General features: G+C 38.1%; 29 protein-coding genes. 7 read left to right on the top strand and 22 right to left on the bottom strand.

What is annotated here, in order from left to right; genetic code table 11:
• Nucleotides 1-7: 7 nt before the first annotated feature.
• From Q1B07_RS03735 to Q1B07_RS03715, 5 genes are all read right to left on the bottom strand, one after another.
• Complete coding sequence (locus Q1B07_RS03735; protein WP_299087416.1) at nucleotides 8-733, bottom strand: 3D domain-containing protein; 726 nt, start codon at nucleotides 731-733, stop codon at nucleotides 8-10.
• A 655-nt stretch (nucleotides 734-1,388) separates the two neighbouring features.
• Nucleotides 1,389-1,709 (bottom strand): YuiB family protein, encoded by a 321-nt coding sequence (locus Q1B07_RS03730; protein ID WP_299087418.1) that lies wholly within the window; start codon nucleotides 1,707-1,709, stop codon nucleotides 1,389-1,391.
• A 76-nt stretch (nucleotides 1,710-1,785) separates the two neighbouring features.
• On the bottom strand, nucleotides 1,786-1,911 hold the full coding sequence (locus Q1B07_RS03725) for a YuiA family protein (RefSeq protein WP_299087420.1): 126 nt from the start codon (nucleotides 1,909-1,911) through the stop codon (nucleotides 1,786-1,788).
• Between the two features lie 152 nt (nucleotides 1,912-2,063).
• On the bottom strand, nucleotides 2,064-2,549 hold the full coding sequence (locus tag Q1B07_RS03720; protein ID WP_299087422.1) for an NUDIX domain-containing protein: 486 nt from the start codon (nucleotides 2,547-2,549) through the stop codon (nucleotides 2,064-2,066).
• 344 nt (nucleotides 2,550-2,893) lie between these two features.
• Nucleotides 2,894-4,117, bottom strand: coding sequence for an NAD(P)/FAD-dependent oxidoreductase (locus tag Q1B07_RS03715; protein WP_299087424.1), 1,224 nt, complete (start codon nucleotides 4,115-4,117; stop codon nucleotides 2,894-2,896).
• A 439-nt stretch (nucleotides 4,118-4,556) separates the two neighbouring features.
• Here Q1B07_RS03715 and yumC point away from each other — a divergent pair, with 439 nt between their 5' ends.
• Entirely contained in the window at nucleotides 4,557-5,549 is a 993-nt protein-coding gene (gene yumC, locus Q1B07_RS03710; protein ID WP_299087426.1) for a ferredoxin--NADP reductase 2, read from the top strand.
• Between the two features lie 89 nt (nucleotides 5,550-5,638).
• Here yumC and Q1B07_RS03705 read toward each other — a convergent pair whose 3' ends face one another.
• The 4 genes from Q1B07_RS03705 to Q1B07_RS03690 form a co-directional block, all read right to left on the bottom strand.
• Complete coding sequence (locus Q1B07_RS03705) at nucleotides 5,639-5,842, bottom strand: hypothetical protein (protein WP_299087428.1); 204 nt, start codon at nucleotides 5,840-5,842, stop codon at nucleotides 5,639-5,641.
• A 195-nt stretch (nucleotides 5,843-6,037) separates the two neighbouring features.
• Nucleotides 6,038-6,400 (bottom strand): iron-sulfur cluster assembly accessory protein, encoded by a 363-nt coding sequence (locus Q1B07_RS03700; protein ID WP_299087430.1) that lies wholly within the window; start codon nucleotides 6,398-6,400, stop codon nucleotides 6,038-6,040.
• Between the two features lie 58 nt (nucleotides 6,401-6,458).
• Complete coding sequence (gene dapF, locus Q1B07_RS03695) at nucleotides 6,459-7,319, bottom strand: diaminopimelate epimerase (protein WP_299087432.1); 861 nt, start codon at nucleotides 7,317-7,319, stop codon at nucleotides 6,459-6,461.
• Nucleotides 7,320-7,531: 212 nt separating this feature from the next.
• Nucleotides 7,532-7,768 carry a YuzB family protein gene (locus Q1B07_RS03690; RefSeq protein WP_299087434.1) on the bottom strand — a complete coding sequence of 79 codons (237 nt, stop codon included), beginning with the start codon at nucleotides 7,766-7,768 and terminating at the stop codon, nucleotides 7,532-7,534.
• Between the two features lie 314 nt (nucleotides 7,769-8,082).
• On the opposite strand from Q1B07_RS03690, the gene Q1B07_RS03685 reads away from it, so the two are divergent.
• On the top strand, nucleotides 8,083-9,150 hold the full coding sequence (locus tag Q1B07_RS03685; RefSeq protein WP_299087435.1) for an NAD(P)/FAD-dependent oxidoreductase: 1,068 nt from the start codon (nucleotides 8,083-8,085) through the stop codon (nucleotides 9,148-9,150).
• Between the two features lie 377 nt (nucleotides 9,151-9,527).
• Here the strand turns inward: Q1B07_RS03685 and Q1B07_RS03680 are convergent, their stop codons facing one another.
• Entirely contained in the window at nucleotides 9,528-9,854 is a 327-nt protein-coding gene (locus Q1B07_RS03680; protein ID WP_299087437.1) for a YuzD family protein, read from the bottom strand.
• Nucleotides 9,855-10,023: 169 nt separating this feature from the next.
• Between Q1B07_RS03680 and Q1B07_RS03675 the strand changes: the two genes are divergently transcribed.
• Entirely contained in the window at nucleotides 10,024-10,287 is a 264-nt protein-coding gene (locus tag Q1B07_RS03675; RefSeq protein WP_299087439.1) for a NifU family protein, read from the top strand.
• A 39-nt stretch (nucleotides 10,288-10,326) separates the two neighbouring features.
• Here Q1B07_RS03675 and thrB read toward each other — a convergent pair whose 3' ends face one another.
• From thrB to yutH, 5 genes are all read right to left on the bottom strand, one after another.
• Entirely contained in the window at nucleotides 10,327-11,244 is a 918-nt protein-coding gene (thrB, locus tag Q1B07_RS03670) for a homoserine kinase (protein WP_299087441.1), read from the bottom strand.
• A complete protein-coding gene (gene thrC, locus Q1B07_RS03665; protein WP_299087584.1) occupies nucleotides 11,241-12,299 on the bottom strand; it encodes a threonine synthase in 1,059 nt (352 codons plus the stop codon). Before thrC ends, thrB begins: the two co-directional genes overlap by 4 nt.
• Nucleotides 12,299-13,597 (bottom strand): homoserine dehydrogenase, encoded by a 1,299-nt coding sequence (locus Q1B07_RS03660; protein ID WP_299087443.1) that lies wholly within the window; start codon nucleotides 13,595-13,597, stop codon nucleotides 12,299-12,301. The genes thrC and Q1B07_RS03660 overlap by 1 nt, the downstream gene beginning before the upstream one ends.
• 243 nt (nucleotides 13,598-13,840) lie before the next feature.
• A complete protein-coding gene (locus Q1B07_RS03655) occupies nucleotides 13,841-14,812 on the bottom strand; it encodes a D-glycerate dehydrogenase (RefSeq protein ID WP_299087445.1) in 972 nt (323 codons plus the stop codon).
• 104 nt (nucleotides 14,813-14,916) lie between these two features.
• A complete protein-coding gene (gene yutH / locus Q1B07_RS03650) occupies nucleotides 14,917-15,918 on the bottom strand; it encodes a spore coat putative kinase YutH (RefSeq protein ID WP_299087447.1) in 1,002 nt (333 codons plus the stop codon).
• 250 nt (nucleotides 15,919-16,168) lie between these two features.
• Here yutH and Q1B07_RS03645 point away from each other — a divergent pair, with 250 nt between their 5' ends.
• Nucleotides 16,169-16,669 (top strand): phosphatidylglycerophosphatase A, encoded by a 501-nt coding sequence (locus Q1B07_RS03645; RefSeq protein ID WP_299087449.1) that lies wholly within the window; start codon nucleotides 16,169-16,171, stop codon nucleotides 16,667-16,669.
• 82 nt (nucleotides 16,670-16,751) lie between these two features.
• On the opposite strand, the gene Q1B07_RS03640 is transcribed toward Q1B07_RS03645, so the two are convergent.
• The 3 genes from Q1B07_RS03640 to Q1B07_RS03630 form a co-directional block, all read right to left on the bottom strand.
• Entirely contained in the window at nucleotides 16,752-17,528 is a 777-nt protein-coding gene (locus Q1B07_RS03640) for a TIGR01457 family HAD-type hydrolase (RefSeq protein ID WP_299087451.1), read from the bottom strand.
• Nucleotides 17,529-17,597: 69 nt separating this feature from the next.
• Entirely contained in the window at nucleotides 17,598-18,038 is a 441-nt protein-coding gene (locus tag Q1B07_RS03635) for a DUF86 domain-containing protein (RefSeq protein ID WP_299087453.1), read from the bottom strand.
• 15 nt (nucleotides 18,039-18,053) lie between these two features.
• A complete protein-coding gene (locus Q1B07_RS03630; RefSeq protein ID WP_299087455.1) occupies nucleotides 18,054-19,364 on the bottom strand; it encodes an EAL domain-containing protein in 1,311 nt (436 codons plus the stop codon).
• A 378-nt stretch (nucleotides 19,365-19,742) separates the two neighbouring features.
• Here Q1B07_RS03630 and Q1B07_RS03625 point away from each other — a divergent pair, with 378 nt between their 5' ends.
• The gene (locus Q1B07_RS03625; protein WP_299087457.1) at nucleotides 19,743-20,009 is read left to right on the top strand and encodes a DUF3055 domain-containing protein; all 267 of its coding nucleotides are present in this window, start codon (nucleotides 19,743-19,745) and stop codon (nucleotides 20,007-20,009) included.
• 52 nt (nucleotides 20,010-20,061) lie between these two features.
• Here Q1B07_RS03625 and Q1B07_RS03620 read toward each other — a convergent pair whose 3' ends face one another.
• The gene (locus Q1B07_RS03620) at nucleotides 20,062-20,337 is read right to left on the bottom strand and encodes a YutD family protein (protein ID WP_046512339.1); all 276 of its coding nucleotides are present in this window, start codon (nucleotides 20,335-20,337) and stop codon (nucleotides 20,062-20,064) included.
• Nucleotides 20,338-20,456: 119 nt separating this feature from the next.
• Between Q1B07_RS03620 and Q1B07_RS03615 the strand changes: the two genes are divergently transcribed.
• Nucleotides 20,457-21,146 (top strand): YhcN/YlaJ family sporulation lipoprotein, encoded by a 690-nt coding sequence (locus Q1B07_RS03615; protein WP_299087463.1) that lies wholly within the window; start codon nucleotides 20,457-20,459, stop codon nucleotides 21,144-21,146.
• 39 nt (nucleotides 21,147-21,185) lie between these two features.
• Here the strand turns inward: Q1B07_RS03615 and lipA are convergent, their stop codons facing one another.
• Entirely contained in the window at nucleotides 21,186-22,082 is an 897-nt protein-coding gene (lipA, locus tag Q1B07_RS03610; RefSeq protein ID WP_299087465.1) for a lipoyl synthase, read from the bottom strand.
• A gap of 357 nt (nucleotides 22,083-22,439) precedes the next feature.
• Between lipA and Q1B07_RS03605 the strand changes: the two genes are divergently transcribed.
• Nucleotides 22,440-23,375, top strand: a complete 936-nt coding sequence (locus tag Q1B07_RS03605; protein WP_299087586.1) for a M23 family metallopeptidase — start codon at nucleotides 22,440-22,442, stop codon at nucleotides 23,373-23,375.
• A gap of 32 nt (nucleotides 23,376-23,407) precedes the next feature.
• Here Q1B07_RS03605 and Q1B07_RS03600 read toward each other — a convergent pair whose 3' ends face one another.
• Entirely contained in the window at nucleotides 23,408-23,515 is a 108-nt protein-coding gene (locus Q1B07_RS03600; protein ID WP_299087467.1) for a methionine/alanine import family NSS transporter small subunit, read from the bottom strand.
• Nucleotides 23,515-25,017: a sodium-dependent transporter gene (locus Q1B07_RS03595; protein ID WP_299087469.1), complete on the bottom strand. Its 1,503-nt coding sequence runs from the start codon at nucleotides 25,015-25,017 to the stop codon at nucleotides 23,515-23,517. The genes Q1B07_RS03600 and Q1B07_RS03595 overlap by 1 nt, the downstream gene beginning before the upstream one ends.
• Nucleotides 25,018-25,077 lie beyond the last annotated feature (60 nt).

The following is a 25,077-nucleotide window of genomic DNA, read 5'->3' as shown; positions in this document are numbered from 1 at the left end:
AATGCTGCTAGCTCTTTGTTTTATTCTTTAAATATTTTTGTCTAAAAACTTGCATCGACTCATCATTATTCAAACGCTCCAACTGTTCTTCCGTTAATGTTCCATCGCCCATTTTGATGACATATACATCTAATTGTTTCTTTCCCCAATTATTATATACATCTTCTACTGTCTCATAATAAAGGTCTAATCGATTGCCCTTTATGGCCCCGCCAATATCAGCGACAACACCGTATCCATACTCCGGAATAAATAAGATTGTTCCTATAGGAAACACATTGATATCTGCTGCAACAGTTGAGTATAAATCACGTTTAACCTTTACTCCTGAATACGTAATCCCATAGCTAGGATGATCGGTTTTTTTTCCAGTCGACTCAACACCGGCTGTGTACCCTGTTGCAACAACCTTCTTTGCAGGATACTTAGACCAATCAAATGCATCCTCTAGTGAAACATTGCGATTACTTGCCTCAACACTTGAGGATATTTGTGTTCCAACAGTTGGTTCACTTTTCATTGATTTAAATGTTAAGCCTAAAAATCGAAATGTATTGTCATTATCTTCATTGTCTTGATCCGAGCTTTCACTTGAATTTGAATAATCATGAGTATACCAATGCACAACATCCTCTGCTTCAACACCTGAAATCGCTTCATATGTTGTCGTTAATGCTCCTAAAAATAATAGGCTCATTAACATCCTTTTTCCAATTCTCTTTATACTTATCATATATTTCCTATTCACTCCTCTCACAAATCTAATCGTTCCCAGATTGATGAGAGAATATTCATAAATAAGAAAATTGATCGTTTGCACATATTCTTGAAATGGTTCTCAAATCTTGACGTTGTTTCCCACTGCAAATGGATCCCTTTAAGCGACGGTTTGGGTGCTCTTTTAGCTCCCTTTAACTTGCATTTCCCGAAGGAGTATCAGCAGTAAATAAAAAAGCGCAAGGCGCCTGCCTATCGGCGACAAGCATAAGGCGAACAGGAATAGAAGGTGTACTTTACCTTCAATTCCTGTTTGACTTATGACCTCGAGCCGATGGCGCCTGGAGCTAGATTCAGAAACGCAAGCTATGTTAAGAAAATATATAAATTCTGATATTAAAACAAAAGCGCAAGCGCCTTGATCAGCCCCGACAAGCATAAGCCAAATTGGAATAGAAGGCGTTTTTTGCCTTCAATTCCAATTTGGCTTATGACCTCGAGGGGCTAGGCGCTGGAGCTGGATGTCAAAGCGCTTATCCACAGTTCAAGAATTTTATAATTTCCTGGTAAACGATAAAAAAACCTGCCATTGTTATTGATGACAAGTTTTATCATGAATCTATCCAGTATTATATAGAAGTTTAAGCAAAGCGCTTACTCTTTTCTCATACCTAAAACATTTGATAGCCCCTTTTACGAAGCATTTTAATCACGATACCAGAAAGAATGGCTCCGGCAAGGCCGCAAGCTAAAATAAGGATATCGGCAAGTGCTAATGAAACAATTTTATTGCCTAAGGCAGAAAATGATTCACCAGGACTTACAAAATATTCAATCAACCTCACATTATCTATAATAAAGATACAAACAATTGGATACACAATCGCCATGATCCATGACATCCGTAATAGCATATTTAGTAAAAATCCGATTCCAAAAAATAAGACTAAAAATAATAGCATTGAAATTAATAAAACAGGTAAGCTTAACATGCCTATCACCTCCATTACACCTATTTAAGTGTACTAAAATGAAAGATAGACAGTCAATCCTAAGTCAGTGAACGTTTTATGACTTCTTACCTGTTCCATCGCAGCTTTTGCATGTTTCGGAGCCGCCTAGTAATAACTGAAAATAGCCGTTCCCAGAGCAATAAGGACATTCTTGTGTCTTAACTTCTGTTGTAGTATTCATAAATGTCTCCCCTTTAAAATTGTAATAGATCTTGATAATATACCAAGTATTCTGACAATTTTAAAGGAAGATAATCTGACATATTTTTTGATGTAAGCGAATACATATTGTATTCTCTTTTGAATACTCTGTTTTTCGTAGAATTAAGAAAATTACAAAAATAGTCTATACGCTGTATAGCCAAAATGGTCTCCAGGATTGTGATGATCATATTTTTTCAACTCAGTATCAAAGGAAGAGTTAGCAAAGTTCACAAGCAATAAAGAGGCATCAGGATTATGAATAAGCTGCTGAGGATGAATAAAAGCAGCCTCCTCCAGCTCTTTTTCTTGAACAATAATAGAGGTGGTTTCAGCTTGGAGCTTAAAGATGATCATATTGTCACTTATCACATCTTTAATGACACCGGATCGTATTCCAATAACACTTTCAACTTTTGCGATAATTCCTGTTTCTTCACGAATTTCTCTCACAACCGCTTGATCAATTGTTTCTGCTTGTTCAACAAAACCAGCTGGCAATGACCATTTCCCCTTTAACCCGCCATATTTTTTCTTGACAACCAGCCATTCACCTTTTTCATTCTGAACAATACCTGCTACAGCCAGCCAGACATTTCCCCGTTTTGACTTCAACATCGTTTCTAACCCCTTTTACCAAATTGATCATAAAAAAAGCGCAAGGCGCCTGCCTATCGGCGACAAGCATAAGGCGAACAGGAATAGAAGGTGTACTTTACCTTCAATTCCTGTTTGACTTATGACCTCGAGCCGATGGCGCCTGGAGCTAGATTCAGAAACGCAAGCTATGTTAAGAAAATATATAAATTCTGATATCATTAGAAATACTTGGCTTGTCGCCAAGTCCTCATGGCGAAAGCCTTAGTATTTCTTATACTATCATCCATAAAATTTTATACTTTCAGATAGTATAAAAGAGGCTGTCTCCAAAAACAGCCTCTTTTACAAAAAATATGATGAAATTAAAGAATGTTAAACTTACCTTTTTTCAATACTAATGAAGGTCCGCCAACCATATATAATGCACGGTTATCGATCATTTTTTTCATGAAGGATGCTTTTGTACCGACTAACTTTTTACCGAATACAACACCAACTGCATCGTCTTCACCTAAAGATGCTACAGATCCTTTAATATCTGGTGAAAACTTCTCCATTTCACCACGCTCGCGAATCGCAACTGCAAGGTTTTTAGCACATGTTTCACCTTGCTGCATCGCAATTTGCGCTGTTGGCGGGTAAGGACGATTGATTTCTTCATTGATGATTAATGAGCAATCTCCGATAATGAACACTTCTTCATGTCCTGGAGCACGTAAGAAATCATCAACTTTTACACGGCCTCGCATGTTTTCAAAACCTGCTTCTTCCACAACGCTGTTACCGCGAACACCTGCAGCCCAAACTACAGTGCCAGCCTTGATTGTTTCCATTTTGTCATCTTTTGCAACAATGATGCCGTCTTCGATACATTCTTTAATCGCTGTACCGATTTTAAATTCAACGCCTTTTTTCTGTAAATGGTTTACAGCGTACTCAACTAACTCAGGATCGAAACCTGGTAATGCAGTTGGTGCTGCTTCAACACAGATAATGCGTACCTTTTTAAAGTCAATATCATACTCTTTGCAAAGCTCAGGAATTCTGTTTCCTAACTCACCTAAGAATTCAATTCCGGTAAAGCCTGCTCCACCTACAACAATTGTTAAACGCTCGTCTTTTTTCTCAGCTTCCATGTTATAAGTAGCAAATTGATATTCAATATGCTCACGTAACTGACGAGCAGAATCGATGCTTGTAATCCCAAATGCATATTCCTTTAAGCCTTTGATACCGAATGTTTCCGGATGCGCACCTAAAGAAATAACTAAATAATCATACTCAACTTCGCCATTTTCAAGGACAACTTTCTTTGCTTCTTTATCAATTGACACAACAGTGTCCTTTACAAATTTCACACGGCTGTTATCAATAATATCCTTAATTTGATAACGAGCACGATCATGGTGTAAAGTACCAGCTGATGCTTCATGCAACCATGTCGTTTCATAGTGATAATCATTTTTATTTACTAATGTAATGTCTGCTTCGTTTACACCAATTTGCTTTTGTAAACGTGTAACTGTAATTAATCCACCATAACCTGCACCTAAAATGACAACTCTTGGCTTTCTCACCGAATACAACCACCTTTTTTAATAATTGTTAAAATAAAACGAATAATGTCTCTTACTATCATCCACTGAAGGACTACATTTTATTTTAGGATAAGAGATAAAAGTTTGTGAAATCATTCACTTACCTTCACATAAAGAAGGAAAAAGCTTATCAAAAATAGAAATAGATATAATTATGCCTATATTCCATATTACTATTTAAAATTATTTTTTCAAGTAATTTTTTCTTACAAAGGAGTACATATTTTCTAAAAATAATCTATAATCTTATATTGTTTTTTACACCCGCTTTTTAAAACGCTTACATATAACATTAAATTCAAATGAATCTCACGAATAATGTCATATGATAGTTGGGACAATGAAGCAAAAGTAAATGAAATCCTTTATCGACCTATGGTAAGATTTTTACATAAGTTCCTTATACCTTTAAAGAGGAGGATGGCAAATGCAAGAAGATACGAAAGTATATGATATTACCATCATTGGCGGAGGGCCAGTCGGTTTGTTTACTGCCTTTTACGGCGGAATGAGACAAGCAAGCGTTAAAATTATCGAAAGTCTTCCGCAATTAGGTGGTCAGCTTTCTGCGTTATACCCTGAAAAATACATATACGATGTCGCAGGCTTCCCAAAAGTAAGAGCACAGGAGCTTGTTGACAATTTAAAAGAACAAATGGGTATGTTTTCCCAATCAGTTGTACTGGAGCAAGCGGTAGAACATGTGGAAAAACAGGCTGATGGCGTCTTTAAGCTAACAACAAACGCTGAAATTCATTACACGAAAACAATTATTATTACTGCCGGTAACGGAGCGTTTCAACCTCGTAAGCTAGAGTTAGCTGAAGCCGTAAAGTACGAAAACAAAAACCTCCATTATTTTGTCGATGATTTAAACAAGTTTGCTGGCAAACGTGTCGCCCTTTGTGGGGGAGGCGATTCTGCTGTGGACTGGGCGCTTATGCTTGAACCAATTGCCAAAAGCGTCAGCCTTATTCACAGACGTGATAAATTCAGAGCACATGAACATAGTGTCGAATTATTAAAAAAATCAAAGGTAAATATCCTAACACCATTTGTTCCTACGGAATTAGTCGGTGAGGAAAACATTGAGAAAATTTTATTAGAGGAAGTGAAAGGAGACCGTAAAGAAGCACTTGAAATAGATGATTTAATTATCAACTATGGCTTTGTTTCCTCCCTTGGACCAATTAAGAATTGGGGCTTAGAAATTGAGAAAAATTCAATTAAAGTAAACTCCAAAATGGAAACAAATATTGAAGGAATTTATGCTGCTGGAGACATCTGCACGTATGATGGGAAAGTGAAGCTGATTGCTAGCGGATTTGGTGAAGCCCCAACCGCTGTTAACAACGCAAAAGCCTTCATCGATCCAAAGGCAAGAGTTCAGCCATTGCACAGTACTAGTTTGTTTAATTAATTTGGCAGTCACATAAGGGTCTGCCCCCTCCCACAACTATCTGTATATAGGAGTTTTGTGCTAGAGGGGATCAGATCCTATTTATTTTTTCACTCTTGTAAAACTTCAATTGAGGAGATATGGGTCGGATTAATCGTAATTTTTTTAGCTCGATCCAAATAAATAAAGCCATTAAACAATTCCCTTCCCTCAGGCCGGTCATTGTAAAGAGTTTTTTTAAAGTCATTTACTGAATAATTTTCTTCTACTATCACATACTCTTTTCCACTATTCATAATAACTTTAATTTTCATGTCTCCACTCTCCTAACTATTATCTTAGTTAGTTATTCGATAGAAGAAATGAAAAATCCTACTTTGTTTTAATAAATTCATATGCACGTTACTAGTGAGATTGTTGCTATCTTGATTCGGTGATTAATGCTGAAAAAAACAGACCCCCTCAGACTGTAAAAAACAACAATCTAAAGCGATCTGTTTATATAAAACTTAGCACTCTTCAGGCGTACCAGTATTTGTAGCGGTACGGAATGAAGAACCGCAGCCGCATGATGCGATAGCGTTAGGGTTGTCGATCGTAAAACCGCCGCCCATCATCGATTGCTTATAATCAATCGTCGTTCCGTTTAATATTGGCGCATCTTCTTTTTTCACGAGAATGGTTAGTCCATGTTGTTCCAAAACTTGGTCTTCATCTGTCATTTCGTGTTCAAACCCCATACCGTAGGATAGACCGCTACAGCCTCCACCCTTTACAGCTACACGAAGATATGCATTTTCTTCTTCATGCTCTTTCATCATATCTTTTATTTGAAAAGCAGCAGCTTCTGTAATTTTCACTACATCTGTCATTTTACAACCTCCTTAATCAGTTATGAAAGGATTCTATCTTTAGTATACAGCTTCATTGTCACTCACTCAAATAATAGGTTCCATTACAAATAACCTCAGCTGGACCTGTCATCAGTACTGTTCCTTCACGGGTCCAATTAATTTTTAAGTCTCCGCCTGCTAAATGGACTGTTGTTTCTTCACCTTGAATTGTTAGATCGTTTAATACGGAAGCAACAACAGCAGCACAAGCGCCTGTACCACAAGCTTGTGTGACACCAGATCCGCGCTCCCACACTCTAAAATGCAGCTCATTTTTTGATACCACTTCTACAAATTCAACGTTAACACCTTCTGGAAAACGTTCATCCTTCTCAACAATCGGCCCCAATGTTGTAACAGGTGCTTTACGGATATCATCCACATAAAAAATCAAATGCGGATTTCCCATCGAAACGGCTGTCACATCATATAAATTTCCGGCAAAGTCCATTTTTTCGTTTATCGTTTTTTCATCACTGTTTCCTGCCATCGGAATTTGTGCTTTTTCTAAACGCGGTTGCCCCATATCAACCGTCACTAATTTGACAGTATCATTTTCAACATGCACCTTTGCATGAACAAGACCAGATAAGGTTTCAATTTGAAATTCTGTACTTGTTACTAATTTATGCTCATATGCATATTTCGCAACACATCGTAAACCATTGCCGCAATTTTTCCCTTCTGAGCCATCATTATTAAAAATTCTCATTTTTACAGGTGCCTGATCAGATGGACAAATTAAAATTAATCCATCAGAGCCAATGCCTGTATACACATTTGATACTTGTCTAGCAATTTCAGGCAGGCTTGCTTCTTCAAGCTGCTCCTCAAATTGATTAACATAAATATAATTATTTCCTAATCCGTGCATTTTTGTGAATGTAAATGAATTCATTTTGTCCTCCATGAACTTTTGTTTTTATTAGTATAAAATGTTGGAAATATGAGCACAATACATATATCCCCCGTTTTATAGAAGTAAAAGCTTCCTGCTTATTGTAGGGAGCTTTTCTTTTTTACTGAATCGAAGGGTACTTTTGGAAGGAAATACGAGGATAACGCAAGGTGGAAAAGGAGCTGATTGTAACGACCCTAGCTCCTTCTATATTAAAACATAGGATTTTCTTCAAGAAAAGTATAGATATTTTCAACAAGCTCATCAGAACTGTTTCCTGTCACAATTTCACCATTTACTAATGCATAAAGTGAATGGCTGCATTTTCCGCAGTATCCCAGACAGCCGTATTCAATAATATCTAAATTTGGATCTTTTTCAAGCTGTTGTAAAGCAGCTTGTGAGCCATTTGCTAAATTGCTTATACAAAATTCAATAATCGGCTTCAATTTTTACACCTCTCACAATGTGCTCGATCTTAATAAACACTTATGTCAAACTTTATTATACAATTATAGTTAGGTCAAGGTATACAAACTTTGAATGGGATATTTTCTCATCAAAAATATTTAACGGATTGTAAACAATAACTAATGTTCTTATCTATTTCTAAAGTTCATCATTTATAAAACGTTTTTTCTGATAATGTGTTGTTATTTTAGCTTAATTTCGTTATACTTTTTTATGGAATTTTGAATTATTTACGTATAATTTCTCGATTTATCAATTTTATTAAAAACGTGGGGAAAAAGGGGTATCGATTATGAAGAACCTAGTGATCCTTGGCGGCGGATACGGTGGAATGCGTATTCTCCTTAGATTATTACCAAATCATTTGCCAGAAGATGTTCAAATTACGCTGATAGATAAAAATCCCTATCATTGTCTAAAAACCGAATATTATGCACTTGCAGCCGGTACGATTTCTGATCATCATATTCGCGTTTCATTTCCAGAACATCCAAGACTTCAAACAAAATTTGCTGAAGTACTTTCGGTAGACCTTGATAACAAGCAAATTGTTTTAAAAGATGAAGAGGTTGTACCTTATGACGACTTAATTATTGGCTTAGGCTGTGAGGACAAATATCATAATGTTCCAGGTGCAAAAGAATACACATACAGCATCCAATCGATTGACCAATCTCGGGAAACGTATCAAAATCTAAATAATTTAAGCGCAGGTGCTACCGTTGCCATTGTTGGAGCTGGATTAAGCGGTGTTGAACTTGCCAGTGAGCTCAGAGAAAGCCGTAAAGATTTAAACATCAAGCTGTTTGATCGCGGAAAACATATCCTTGCGAGCTTTCCGGAACGACTAAGCAGTTATGTTGAGAAATGGTTCCTAGAGCATGGTGTTGAAATAATTAATGGGGCTAATATTACAAAGGTAGAACCAAATATTGTTTATAACCATGATCAGCCGATTGAATGTGATGTCGTTGTATGGACTGCAGGCATTCAGCCGAATAAAATTGTTCGCGATCTGGAGGTTGAAAAAGATAATCAAGGTCGTGTTGTTTTAACAGCGCAACATTTTATTCCAAATTATGAGGATGCATTTGTCGTAGGAGATTGTGCCAGCCTCCCGCATGCTCCTAGTGCCCAGCTTGCCGAAGCTCAAGCTGAACAAATCGTTCAGGTTTTACAAAAAAAATGGAATGGAGAGCCTCTGCCAGAATCCTTCCCTCCATTTAAGCTTAAAGGTGTTCTAGGTTCACTAGGTAAAAAGCAGGGATTTGGTCTTGTTAACGATCGCCCGCTAATGGGCCGGGTTCCGCGTTTATTAAAATCAGGGGTACTTTGGATGTACAAGTATCATAACGGATAATAAAAAAAGCGCAAGGCGCCTGCCTATCGGCGACAAGCATAAGGCGAACAGGAATAGAAGGTGTTCTTTACCTTCAATTCCTGTTTGACTTATGACCTCGAGCCGATGGCGCCTGGAGCTAGATTCAGAAACGCAAGCTATGGTTAAGAAAATATATAAATTCTGATAGTATAAGAAAAGCGCAAGCGCCTTGATCAGCCCCGAAAAGCATAAGACGAATTGGAATAGAAGGTGTTTTTTGCCTTCAATTCCAATTTGGCTTATGACCTCTAAGGGCTAGGCGCTGGAGCTAGACACTAAAACTAAGTTCAGATTTTATGCCTTCTTACCTTTTAAAATAGAGGATGTCTAACCAACGGTAGACATCCTCTTTCTCATTATAGCGCCTCACTCACATACCCATGTAATTCCATTTCTTCATAAATCCTTTTTAATCTTGGATTTCCTTCTCCAACGACCGTGCCTTCAATGACAACGAGCGGGTAAAAGTACTCATCATTCAAGACCCTTTCTGCCATCTCCTGCTTATCTGGATCATTAGGCGGCTGGTTGATATCAATATAGGAGATCGTAAAATGCTGGTCTTTGTATTTTCGTTTTAAAGCCGCATCCAGCCATTCGTACGTTTCTTTAGCTGATGGCATATTCACACAGCTTGGACAAAGAATTTCCGCTCCATAGACACAAATTTCTACTGGTTTCATAGTTCCCTCCACCCTTCTTTTCTTTCATTGTATTCGAATTTCTGATATGTTTCCATCCTCTTAGCGGGTGATGAACCATTTTTTTCATCATAAAAATATGGTAAAATAAATAATAGGCTTGGTTGCCAAAATCTTTCGATTAGATTTTTCGCTTTAATTCAAATATAATATGTATCAAGGAAAGGAGTCGATTGAAATGACTGAAACAACAATGTTTGATCAAGTACAAGAAGTATTAGATAAACTTCGTCCATTCTTACTTCGTGATGGAGGAGACTGCGAATTAGTGGATGTAGAAGATGGTATTGTGAAGCTTCGTCTTTTAGGTGCTTGCGGTAGCTGCCCAAGCTCAACAATCACTTTAAAAGCTGGTATAGAACGTGCATTATTAGAAGAAGTACCTGGTGTTGTAGAAGTGGAGCAAGTATTTTAATACAATGGGGCTGTCTCATCAATGAGACAGCCCCTATTTTTAGCTTTTTACTTCTTGTATTTGTTCAACCTTACATCCTTCAAAGTCAATATCAAGCCGCTCAACATCACAGTTTGAAAATTCACTGGCAAGCTTCTCGGCTAAATAATCACCTTTTCCTTTTTCAGTGAAGCAAATGACCGTAGGGCCGGCTCCGCTTAAGGCTGAGCCATATGCACCAAGGTCACGAATTTTTTCACGGACAGCCTGAATTTCCGGGATCAGACTGCTTCTGTACGGTTGATGGAAAAGATCCTTATTCATCATGTCCCCAGCAAGCTTCCAGTTGTTCGAAAGCAGTCCGGCTACAAGCATATTGCTAATCGCACTTGCTTCAACGGCTGTTTTATAATCAAGCGATTCAGGCAAGACGTTTCTCGCATCACTTGTAAAGACCTCATATTTAGGAATAATCACAACAGTATCAACATCGATATCCTTTACACAAACTAATTCGGTTTGCTCTTCTTGGTGAAGACCGACAACAAGACCTCCGTATAAGGATGCCCCGACATTATCCGGATGACCTTCTTCAAGACTGGCAATTCGCGCCTTTTCGTCATTCGTTAATTGCAGATTGCAAAGCTGATTAGCAAGCTCAATTCCAGCAATAATCGCTGCTGCACTGCTGCCGATTCCTCTTGCCATCGGAATATCGCTCCATACCTTTACCTCGCATGGAGGCAATTGCTGATGATGCAAAGAGGCAACCTCAATGGCTACCTTTGCAATTAGATTATCTTCATTAGCAGGAATATCTTTGACATGCTCTGTCATTGGGATAAAAAGAAATTGATCGGCTTTCTTTACCTCAAGTGTTAAATATTTACCGAGCGCAAGCCCAATTGAGTCAAATCCAGGACCTAAATTAGCTGTGCTGCCAGGTACTGTAATTTTTAACATGTCGCCTTCTTTCATCGGACTGTTACCCCGTTTAAATACTGCATGAAGACTTCTTCATCATTTGGAAGCACAACCGGTTTGATTTCAGAAACATCGATGGCTGTGTTTGGATCTTTTAAGCCGTTTCCAGTTAATACAGCTACAACCTTGCTGCCTTCTTGAATTAATCCTAATTTACGATGCTTGATGAGACCGGCGATTGAAGCACAAGAACCAGGTTCAGCAAACACACCTTCCTCACGGGCAATTAATTGGTAAGCTGCCAAGATTTCTTCATCTGTAACCGAATCAATTTTTCCATTTGACTCTTCTTTTGCTTTTACAGCTGTTTCCCAGCTTGCCGGGTTTCCAATGCGAATCGCTGTTGCTACTGTTTCAGGGTTTTCGATTGGTTCACCGCGAACAATCGCTGCTGCACCTTCAGCTTGGAAGCCATGAATCTTAGGCAGACCTGTTTGTTTCTTTTCATTGTACTCTTTAAATCCTTTCCAGTATGCTGTAATGTTACCAGCATTTCCAACTGGAATAGCAAGGTAATCCGGAGCGCTGCCGAGCTGCTCACAGACTTCAAATGCGGCCGTTTTTTGTCCTTCAATTCGATATGGATTCACTGAGTTTACTAATGTAATCGGCAATTTTTCACTTAAGTTGCGAACCATTGTTAACGCATGGTCGAAGTTCCCTTGAATTGCATAAATTTCTGCTCCGTACATAACTGCTTGCGCAAGCTTCCCAAATGCAATCTTGCCATCTGGAATTAACACAATACACTTCATGTTTGCTCTCGCAGCGTAAGCCGCAGCTGCTGCAGATGTATTTCCTGTTGATGCACATATGACGGTATCACTGCCCTCTTCCTTTGCTTTAGCAACAGCCATAACCATTCCGCGGTCTTTAAATGACCCCGTAGGATTTGTCCCCTCTGTTTTTACATATAATTCGACTCCAAGCTTTTCAGAAAGCTTTGGCAAATGGATAAGCGGCGTATTTCCTTCTTGTAATGTTAATTTTGGTGTTTTATCTGTTACTGGTAAAAACTCTGCAAATTCTTGAATAAGACCCTTCCACATCATATTGAACCGTTCCCTTCTACTCGATACGTACTTTTTACTTCTTCAACTACTTCTAGATCATTTAAACGTTGTAAAATTTCCTCGAAATCACTTTGTGCTGCTTCATGTGTCACAATGACAATTTCAGCTAGATTGCTATTTTTAATTGGAAGCTGAAGGATCTTCTCGAAGCTGACACCTCTCTCAGAGAAAAGAGATGTAATATGTGAGAAAGCACCAACTTGATCTTTTGCACTAATTCTTAAGAAATGCTGTGCGTAAATTTGATCTGGGCTTTTTAGCTGTTTTTCAAATTGAGGTGCGACTGCACTTCTGCCATTGACATCAAGTCTCATATTCTTCATAACACCGACTAAATCAGATACAACAGATGTTGCTGTAGGAAGGCTTCCTGCTCCAGGACCATAGAACATCGTTTCACCAACTGCTTCACCATAAACATACACAGCGTTATATTCATCATTAACCGCAGCTAATGGATGTGTTTCCGGTAATAATGTTGGCTCAACCGCAACTTCAATTTTCCCGTTTTCCTTCTGCGCTATTCCGATCAGCTTCATTGTATAGCCTAGACGCTTGCTGTAGCCGATATCTTCGTCCGTTACAGATGAGATACCTTTTACCTTTACGTCCTCTAAATCAACGTGCATGGAAAAGCCTAAGCGGGCTAGAATTGCCATTTTTCTGGCAGCATCCAATCCTTCTACATCTGATGTTGGATCAGCTTCTGCAAATCCTAGCTCTTGGGCTTCCTTTAAAACATCCTCGTATGCACTTCCATGCTTCGTCATTTTTGTTAGGATAAAGTTTGTTGTTCCGTTAACAATCCCCATCATCTTCGTAATCCGATCAGAGGCTAAACCATCGACTAAGCTTCGTAAAATCGGGATCCCTCCTGCTACACTTGCCTCGTAGAAAAGATCACAGCCATTTTCAGTAGCAATCGATAGCAATTCCGTTCCGTATACAGCCATTAAGTCTTTATTCGCTGTTACGACATGTTTTTTTGCTTGTAATGCTTCAATTAAATGTTGTCTCGTTTCTTCAACTCCGCCCATTACTTCAATCACAACATCTATATCAGGATTTTTAATGACATCATCTACATTTGTTGTAAGAATATCTTGATTAATCTGAACTTGTCGAGCTTTATTTAAATTTTTTACTACGACCTTTTTCACTTTTACCGGACATCCAACTTGATGCATAAGCTTATCTTGATGATCCTCGATAATCTTAACAACACCACTTCCAACCGTTCCAAGACCTAAAAGCCCTACATGTATTGCCTCCACAGGTTTCCACTCCTTTATGTTCATCTAGAGAGTACAGTTGTATCCTCATAAAAGACACTATTAATATACTTGTCATTATAAAATGCTAAGAACTGTTTTACAAGGGCGAATTTTCAGTTTTTATTTTGAAAACGCTTCCTACGTTGATATATAAGTATATATTTTTTAGCTGAATTTTTATTAACAGCCAGGTTATTACTATGTAGAAAATTTATTACGATAGTAAAACACTAAAATCTTTTCTTATTTTACAACTACCCTTGTTTTTGGCTCTTCTCCCTTTAAAACAGATGCGATATTTTCCGCACATAAATTCATCATCGTATATCTTGTATCAAAGCTTGCACTGCCAATATGAGGCAATGCTACGACATTGTTTAAGCCAACTAATGGATGATCAGCTTCAATTGGCTCGTTTAAAAAGACATCAAGTCCTGCTCCGGCAATTTCATTTTTGGTTAACGCCTCATAAAGGTCATCCTCATTTACAACGGCACCGCGGCTTACGTTGATAAAGATCGCAGAGGTTTTCATCTTTTTAAATGCCTCTTTATTAAATAGCTCACGTGTTTCTTCCGTTAGCGGGGTTAGACATATTACAAAATCAGCTTTTGCTAACAATTCATCCAGTGAAGCATAGCTGGCACCAAACCTTGATTCCGCTTCCTCATTTCTCGAACGGTTATGATAAAGAATGTTCATTTCAAAGCCTGTCGCCCGTTTTGCAACAGCTTGTCCAATTTTCCCCATGCCAACAATTCCGATTGTTTTATGATGAACATCATGTCCAGCTAGCAGCAATGGTCCCCAGCTCTTCCATTGGTTATTTTTCACAAAATCACTAGCCTCCATTAACCGGCGTGCTGTAGCAAGAATTAAGCCAAATGTCAGGTCTGCTGTCGTATCTGTTAAGACATCAGGTGTATTGCAGACAACAACTCCTCGTTCTTTTGCATAGCGAACATCAATGTTATCAAAGCCAACTGCTAAATTTGCTACCACTTTTAATTGCTTAGCTTCATCTAATAATTGTTTATCAATCGCATCTGACAGCATCGTCAATAATGCATCAGCTTTTTTTGCTTTTTCAAGTAATAATTCTCTTGGACAAGGTATTTCCTCTTCTGGCCACATTTCAACATTTGCAATCTCGTAAAGTGGTTGAAGCTGCTCTTTGGAACATTTCCTTGTCACATAAATAAACGGCCTTGTCAATGTGATCACCTCAGGTTCATAAATTGTTTTTTCTTATTTTACCACAAGATGAACACCGTGACTGATTCATCTGTTTGAATCAGTCACACAAACGATTTGACAGCTTATGAGGATAGCCATTCCAAGCTTGGAAGAACAATCCTTTTTTTCCTCATGGATAACATGTTGGAATAACTCTTTAGAAATAACTCGTACTGATCCGAAGCCGTTAAAATTTCCTTTAGCTTTGCTTCAAAGATTGGTTTATCGTTGTCAGATGATAAATAATAATTTTCTACACACTCAAAATAGTGGATCGGAAATAATAATCTGCTGTATATCAATCTCCATGTAAATGCGGAGAGCGGAGTGGTGCGATCATAATCATCTAAAAAACGAAAGCCATTTTCCTGCAGCTCCTCTTGTCTTTCAAAGAATAGATGGCGCAAATATTCAGCAATATCTCTACTGGCATGATCAAACACCCAATCAGTCGGTAATTTTACACCTTGAGCAGAGCCCCATGTAGTGGGATGAAAGCGATGGTGGCAAATTGTTCCGGAATCAATTGGCTGTGGCTCCTCATCAAGCTCCGTATCGACCAAATATTGAATTCCATTTTCCGCTAATCCTAAATAATATGGGAATGATTCGATAAACATTTTTTCGAACTGAGTGAAAGGTTGGCTATGAATCTTCCCGCTCCAAAAGGATTCTAATTGATCAAGCCTCCTTTCCCATAAATACTTCCACTGTCCAATTCGTTGTGTTTTGGATAATTGATAGGGATATGTTCTTGCCTTTTGATGAAACCTTGCTAAATTTCTCCCTATCTGCTGATATCTCCCTTGAGTAAACGCAGCGTATTTCACAAGCGCATATTTAGCCTTATCTTTTTCAAAAAACAAGTTGTTTTTTTTCGTTACCACAATACGGGCGATATTAGGCTCTCTTTTTTCCACCATGAATTCACTTAATTGATATAACTCGTACATTTCTTCCTCATCTATATTTGTAATTGGTACAATTAAAAAATCAGTTTGATGAACACGAAAGGAATCGAATTTTCCTATTTTTCTTAGATCCTGGACCTTTATGCCGTACTCTTCATAAATCGCCTTTTTCATTAACACTCCTCCTCAGTAAACAAATTGCCCTTATTCTATCGTAAGCGACGATTCATATGATTATGATTATTTGCTGCAGGGAGAATAGATGTTTTTGTAGAAGAATATAGGATAAAGGTTTATTCTTTCGAAATAGGTTTAAAATGTTAAGGGAAACTTTCATAAAAAAATTTTTTATAGTGTAATATCTTATAGATACGATTCATAAACTAAATAAATGCGCAAAACAAAAAGAATTGGGTGATTTTTAATGAAAAGTGAAGAAAAGATGGATATCGTTGAAAAAACTGCACGAGAATGGATGGTTAAAAGAGGAGTTAAACCCGAAGATATTGCTGACCTCGTATACTTTTTACAAGAAAAGTATCACCCTGATTTATCAATGCAAGAGTGTTTAGAAAATGTTGACCGTGTTCTGACAAAGCGGGAGGTACAAAACGCCGTTCTTACCGGAATTCAATTTGATATATTAGCTGAAAAGGGTCAATTAGAGGAACCGTTACAAACCATTATTGGAACAGATGAAAGCTTATATGGAGTAGATGAAATTTTAGCTTTTTCAATTGTAAATATCTACGGTTCAATCGGCTTCACAAATTACGGTTATATCGATAAGCTTAAGCCAGGTATTCTGCAATATTTAAATGACAAATCAACCGGAAAATGCCATACGTTTTTAGATGATATTGTAGGGGCAATTGCCGCAGCGGCATCCAGCAGACTTGCCCATCGAGCAAGAGATGTAGAATAACGATAGGTAGAGTCTACTAATATCAAAAATAAGGACTGTCTTAACATAGGGGGAATGACCCTTTTAAGACAGTCCCTTTTACTTACTTCAATACACAACGAACATATTCCTCTAAAGAATCCATTGAATAAGTAGGTTGAATCGGATAGGTTTTTAAGTGTTCTTTTGAGGTTACCCCAGTATGAACAAGTAACGTATCGAGTCCACAATTAATCCCAGCCTTGATATCTGTATCATAGTTGTCGCCAACCATCAAGGTTTCGTGTTTTGCAGTTCCCAAAACTTGTAAGGCCTGCTCCACAATAATGCCCTCCGGTTTTCCTATGAAGATTGGCTGAGTATTTGTTGAAACGGTAATTACAGATGTCATGGCGCCGTTTCCAGGTAAAAGGCCTCTTTCTGTCGGAAGCGCAACATCTGCATTTGTTGAAACAAATACTGCACCGTTTCTAACAGCGATACATGCCTTTGCAAGCTTTTCATACGTGATTTCCCGATCAATTCCAGTTACAACAAAATCAGGATCATGGTCGACAAACCTCAATCCCCGCTGTTGCAATGCCTGTTTAAGGCCAATTTCTCCAATTGCATAAACCGTTGCATCCTGCTTTTTCTCCCAAATATAATTTGCTGTAGCCTGACTAGTGGTAAACACACTTTCCTTTGTTGCCTGGATATTAAATTCCTGCAGCTTTTTTGCCACTTGTTCCGGCGTTTGTGAGGAGTTGTTTGTCACAAAAAGATAAGGAAGCTCTTTTTTAGCCAAAAATGCGACAAACTCCCCTGCTGCTTCAATTTGTTCAGTTCCACGATACATGGTGCCATCCAAATCGATTAAATAGCCTTTATACTGCTTCATCTAACATCACTTCTTCCGTTTGGATTTCAATTGAAAGAGGATGACCGAAAATAAGTCACCCTTTCCAATTTATAATGGTTTAAATGCTGAAACAGGTCCAAGTTCATTCTGGATATAAGTTCGAACATTTGTTGGAAACGCTCTAAGGTGGGGCTCTTGAAGAGAAAGAACCAGCACCAGATGATCATAATCAACAGCTAAGTAATCCTGAACAATCACTTTTCTTAGCAGGATGACGTCCTTTAACCCCGCTGCTTCGCTGCTGTTTATCACCTTTTCATCTAAAAGGATGTCAATTATATCCTCATAGCTTCCCGGGTCTCTCATAATAAAACCATCAATCATAGCATTTCCCACATCCAGAATGGTTTCAATGCACATATGGCAGATCCTCTCAAGGGCCGCTCTTTCGATATCACTAGTCCAATCTTTTTGCTTGGCAAATAGTTCGACCTGTTTATCAAGATAGTTCAGCTTTGCTTCTATTAATTCACGATCAACAAAATACATTATCATTCACCTTCCTTATACTAACACAACTCGATCCTTCTCAAGCCTCCCAGGCTTCGCATAAAAGTAACCTTGAGCTAAATCAACCTGATTTCTCAGCAATACATCTGCCTCTTCCTTTTTCTCAATTCCTTCTGCAACAACAAGGGACCCCGCTTCCTTTGCAATCAAAATTAAGCCCTTTAACATGGATTCCTTTAGTTTGTTCGTATCAATATCTTGAATGACAGAACGGTCTATTTTTATAATATCTGGCATTAATTCATTGATAGTATGCAGACTTGAATAACCTGCACCCGTATCATCTACAGCGATCCGAAATCCTTTTTGACGCAGTTGCTTTATATTATCAAGGAAAAAGGCTAATCCTTCAATCGAATCACGTTCGGTTACTTCAAAAATAAGCTTTGTAGGCTCGATTTCAGGAAATTCCTCTAATAATTTTTCTAGTGCAGGTATAAAACGTTTATTCCCAAGAGTAATGGGTGTGAAATTTAAAAAGATGTCATCCAAGCAGCCAGCTTTACTAATCAACTTAAATGCTTTTTCCAACACTAATAGCTCTAAATCATAAATAAGGTTGGATTGTCTAGCAAGCGAAAACAATTGAAGAGGTGTTTCCAAAGCGGTTCCTTTTGGCCCTCTCGTGAGAAATTCCCAGGCAATAATTTCATTTTTCGGTAAATAAATAATAGGTTGTGCCAATAAGGTAATTTGCCGCTTTTGAATGATTTGCCGCACCTCTAATAATGTATTGATATACCGGGAATGTATTCGTTTTTCGGCCATTGCGACCGCTTGCTGCTGTGCGATATACAATGCATCCTGTGTCGTACAATACTGCCTTTCAATAAACATATAACCAATATCAAACGTATGCTGAAAATATGGATATTTTGTATTTATCCACCTTTCCAGCTTTGGCATCATCGTTTTTAACATGTTTTCAATATGTATGACCCGATGCTTTTCACTTTGAATCCTCAAAAAAATCGTTAATCCATCACTATAATAATCATGAACAATAATTAGATCATCTTTATAGGCAGAATCCTTAAAAATAAATTGAAACCCTACTCTTAGTTCGTCTTTGTATTCATGTAATTGAGTGAGTTCTAATTGTTGGGAAAACTCCTTAAGATTTGAGATCGATAACACCACAACTGCCACTTGCTGACCATTAGACAGCGCATCTATAACCCCTTCTAAAACAGGATCTCTTAAGACAAACTTGGGTGGGAAATAACGTAATTTTTGGTGTGGCAGAAATAACTTGCTCCACTTTTTCACCCTCTTGTATTGCTTTTCCCAAAATCCAGTGGCCATAAGCATTCAACCCTTCTGGTAGTCACCGCAGCGTAATCATATTTTACCACAAATATGGATATTTCGACTTATTTCTTGGAAAATTTAATTAGAAAAGCGCAAGGTGCTAAGCATTCGGCGATAAGTATAAGGCGAATAGGAATAGAAGCTGTTCTTTACCTTCCATTCCGATTTGACTAGGGCGACCTTATCTCTTGATTGCACTTGCACGTCCTATGCTTCGCCGATGGCGCCTGAAGCTAGACACAAACATTACGTACAAAAGTTTTAACTTTGTATACATCTATGGAATTGATTATCTTTTTTAGCTTCATTCAATTCCCACTATTTGATATGATGAAAATACCTTTTAAAGAGGACTTAGAAAGGGGATAAAGGATGTCTGAACGGTTTTTTTTATATGATGATACTGTTGAAACGAAGACAAGATTTGTAAGTTTTATGGGGGAAAACCAGCGATTTGATCTGGCCATTATCCAAAGTGACCGTTACTACGGGAAACATATCGTTCTTGATATACAAAGTAATCGCTTTGCCATTATCGGCGAGGATGACTTAAAAGAACCAGGTTATTTAGAATATGCATACAAGCTTAATGAAGAAGATGCAGAAGAACTTCGAGATTTTTTATATGAAATTATTTAGGGATTACAAAACGTGGCTTTTTTTACTTAGCCACGTTTTCTTTTAACATACCTTATTTTTTTATTTTCTTCAGGACAAAATAAGCACATCCAAAATTGCAATATTCAAAAATATATTCATCAAGTGTACTTATCTTCGTGTCATAGGATGCTTTTTGATTTTGGTCATCAAAGAATCCGCGCAGCCTTAACTGACTATACCCCCAATCACCAACGATATAGTCATATTTATTTAAGATATCACTGTATCTTTCTTTAAAGACTTCTTCATTAAAGCCGTTTCTTTCCTCTTTAACCAACTCAAAGCATTGGTTTTGTACAACGATCATGTTCTTTATCACCCCATCCATATTCCTTATTCTTATCATAATCTATACATACCTAACCATCAATTACTAAGAAAAATTCAAACCGCTTTGGTCATCCTAAAATTGAGGGGGTGCTAATATTGATAAAATTAAAATTAGCCATAAGTGTCATTGGTCTATCGCTTTTATCGGCTTGTCAGTATGGTGCTGAAGAAGATGCTCAATTAATGCACGAAAGCGGTAATACAATAAATGTACAGGACCGTACCGATCTTTACAATGAAGAAGGACATCCAAATGGAGATGATTCGAATACAGCAAACTTTGGATACGTTCGACATCAAAAGAGCGGGATTCCTCAAGATGTCGCCTATACACCTACACCTGGCATTAATCGGGAACAAACCGCGAACACGATAAGCAGCTTAATTGTTCAGCTTCCTAACGTACAGGATGTTGCTACATTAGTAACAGATGAAGAAGTATTAGTAGCATATAAAACAGATTCAAAAAATCGTAATGATACGGCAGACCAAGTAAAGAAAACCGCGATATCTGTCGTCCCTAGATATTACCACGTCTATGTGTCTGATAACGCCAATATGATTCAGCAAATCGAGGCATACAGCCCGCTCGATTCAAATAGCCGCGATATTAATCAGATTTTAGACAAGACAATTAAAGAAATGCTTAAATCTCCGCAGGGAAAGCCTCTAAATAAAGGTGAGAATCCTAATGGAGAGGGTTATGGCGAAACAAACGAAGAGCTTGATGATGATCAAAAGGATCAATATGAAAAAACGCGCTATAACAATGAGAGAAATAAATAATGGTATGAAAAAAGGAAGAGACTCTCTTCCTTTTTCCCTTTACGCCTGTGCTTGTCTTTGTTTTGCTGCTGCGTTTACTTGCTCATCTGCATGGTAGGATGAACGTACAAGCGGGCCAGCTTCACAATGGCTGAATCCTTTGCTTAGTGCAATGTCACGTAACTCTGCAAATTCATCCGGATGATAATATTTTTGCACCTTAAGATGTTTTTTCGTCGGCTGTAAGTATTGACCGATCGTCATAATATCGACATCATTTGCTCGTAAGTCACCCATTGTTTCAATAATTTGTTCCTTTGTTTCCCCTAAACCGATCATTAAACTTGATTTTGTCGGGATTTCAGGCTGCATTTCCTTTGCCCATTTTAAAAATTGCAACGATCTTTCATATTTAGCACGTGCCCGAACTCTTGGTGTTAGCTCACGAACTGTTTCAATATTATGATTTAAAATATCCGGCTTTGCATCCATGACCATTTTCAGATTCTCATAAACACCGCCTAAATCCGATGGTAATACTTCGACGGTTGTAAATGGGCTTTTACGACGAATAGCACGAATAGTTTCAGCTAATACATTCGCACCGCCATCCTTTAAATCGTCACGAGCTACCATTGTAATAACAGCATGCTTTAAATTCATTAAAGCAACAGAATCTGCCACACGTTCTGGTTCAGCTAAGTCAAGCTCATTAGGAAGACCTGTTTTTACTGCACAGAATCGGCATGCGCGGGTACATACAGAGCCTAAAATCATAAAGGTTGCTGTTCTTCGTACAGCCCAGCATTCATGGATATTTGGACATTTCGCCTCTTCACAAACGGTATGTAAGTTTTTCTCTCTCATTAGCTTTTTTAAATCTGTGTAATTTTCGTTTGTGTTTAATTTTATTTTTAACCATTCTGGCTTACGTAAATATTCTTCCTTTTTCGCCATCTGATTCATCTCCAATTACATAATCTCATTTTCCCTAAAAAATAATATATCCGTTTCCACTTTAACATATGAAATCAAGCTGGACAAGAAAAGGTGCTTATGCAATTTCTAACATTTGCTATTAATGAAAAAGCAACCCTAACACCAAACTAGTAAGAGAAACTTCCAAGTAATTAGGTTAGTTGATCTTATCCGGCATTTACTGGCAGTTGTATCCCTAATATTTATTTGCTTGCTGCTGGTATAACTGCCAGCACATGTGGGATCTATGAAACCGGCTGAAAGGAGCTTATTACTGTGCGCAAATTTCTCAGTACCATTTTTATCTTTACGGTGATATGTTTTTCAGTTCAACCTCTGGCTTATGGTGCTGAAACTGAAACAGACCAAAATCAAGAATACCAAAGGCTAATGAGCTTGTATAAAAAAGTTGAAACAATTACCACGATACCATGGTATGTCTTAGCTGCTATTGATCAATATGAACGAAATGTCCGCCATTCACGCAAGGACATTCCCAAAGCAGATGGATTGATTGAAATCTATATCAAACCAGAAGCATGGGCCGGACCGCTTAATCCGAATAAAGAGGATACAAATCCTAAAAGCATCGGGTTATTCGGAGGAATTGGCGAGGACGGAAATGGTGACAATCGCGCTGACCCGACAAATGATGAAGATGTACTTTATTCATTTGCTCATTATTTGCAATCCTATGGAACAGATCTCGACAATTTAAAAATTGGGTTATGGGATTATTATCAACGGGATAAAGCAGTTGGACTTATTATGGGGCATATGAAGCTATATAAAAAATATGGCCACTTAGACTTGGATAAGCACGCCTTCCCTGTTCCCCTAAACCACAATTATAGCTACAAAAACACATGGGGTGATGCTCGCGGCTGGGGCGGCAGAAGAATTCATGAGGGCACAGATATTTTTGCAAGTTACGGAGTACCTGTTAGGGCAACATGCTATGGGGTAATTGAAATGAAGGGCTGGAATCGCTATGGAGGCTGGCGAGTTGGCATACGGGACATTGATAATACGTACCATTATTTCGCCCATTTAAATGGTTTTGCTGACGGATTGCAAACAGGACAAATTGTCGAACCGGGACAGTTAATCGGTTCTGTAGGAAGCTCTGGCTATGGTCCCCCTGGTACCGCAGGAAAATTCCCGCCTCATTTGCATTATGGACTTTATAAGGATAACGGGAGAACAGAATGGTCATTTGATCCTTATCCTCACTTAAAAGCATGGGAGCGTGCAGAAAGAAAAAGAAGATAGGCCGACTTATGCAGTCAGCCTATCTTCTCTGTTTATTTATTTTGTTTAGCCTTAATGACTGCATTGGTAATACTTGCAGCTAAGCCTCCCCAAATAACCACAATACCAACTACCATCATTGTAATTGCAGATGCACTCATTATTGTGATACCTCCTTATTTGAAGAAGCTATTTTATTTTTACGTCTAATTGATAGGAGAACTCCTGCAAAGATAGCTCCTAGCGCAACAGTCCAGCCCCAATTAAATAGAAATTCTCGTGGATATCCTTCATATTCGCTAGTAAGGTTTGTTCTTAAATTATCAAACATCATGTAACCTAAAACAATTGGGGTGATGACTGAGAGGCAGATTCTCCACCATGCACCAAGCTGAATGTCAGATATATCATTCGCATGCTTTTGCAGATTTTTTAATTCCTTAGCAAACCAAGCAATAGCAATTACTTCAATGAATCCAGCTAATGTAATTCCAAATGTATTGATAAAATAATCGACAGAATCCAAGAAGTACAGTCCGCCTCTTGTTGCAAATACTAAGGAAGCAAGCGCCGCTAAACCTCCACCAATTGTAACAGCCTTTGTCCGTGAGACATGAAACTTCTCTTGAATTCCGGCAACATATGTTTCAATAATAGAGATTAAAGAGGTTAAACCAGCCAAAATTAATGAACCAAAGAATAAGAATCCAAAAAGTCCGTTAAATGCTGGAAACTCATTGATAATTTGCGGGAATACAACAAATGCAAGACCCACTCCAGAAGAAACAACCTCTGCAACAGGAACCCCTTGTTGTGCTGCCATAAACCCAAGAGCACTAAATACACCGATCCCAGCTAAAACTTCAAATGCTGAGTTTCCAAATCCTGTAATAAAGGCATTGTTCGTCAAATCTGATTTCTTTGGAAGATAACTTGAATAAGTAATCATAATAGCAAAACCAATTGATAAACTAAAGAAAATTTGCCCGTAAGCTGCAACCCAAACTTTACCGTCTAAAACCTTACTCCAATCTGGTTTGAAAAAGGCTTCTAAACCTTGCATTGCCCCATCTAATGTAAGAGCCCGAATCACGATAATTGTAAACATAACAACTAAAAGTGGAATAAAGACTTTATTTGCTGCTTCAATTCCTTTTTTAACCCCGGCATACATTACACCCAATGTCACAATCCATACAATTATAATCGGTATTAATACACCTGGAACCATACCACCGAATTGTCCTGGCGTTTCTGCCAACTTTAAGTATTCTCCAAAAAGAAAGCCTTCTGGGTCACTTCCCCAGTTTTGATTAAATGCAAAAACAGAATAAGAAGATGCCCATGCAATAATGGCAGGATAATAACAAGAGATAACAAATGCAATCGCAATTTGCCACCAGCCCAGCCATTCTTTTCCTTTGCTTATTTTCGCAAACGTCATCGGTGATGAACCTCGATATTTATGCCCTAAAGCAAACTCTAAAACTAGTAATGGGATACCAGCAGTTAAGAGCGCGAATAAATAAGGTAAGAAAAACGCTCCTCCTCCATTTTCGTATGCTGTCGCTGGGAAACGCCATATATTTCCTAAACCAACGGCCGAACCGACAGCTGCTAAAATAAACCCTGCCCTTGTCCCCCACTGTGGACGATTTTCCATCTTTTTTCCTCCTTTTCAAATTCACCTAAAATGTGGAAATAATTTGAAATTATATAATTT

This window comes from uncultured Metabacillus sp. (assembly GCF_947503125.1).
GTDB lineage: Bacteria > Bacillota > Bacilli > Bacillales > Bacillaceae > Metabacillus.
The sequence above is the reverse complement of the archived record's forward strand: the minus strand, read 5'-3'. Positions and strand labels throughout refer to the sequence as shown.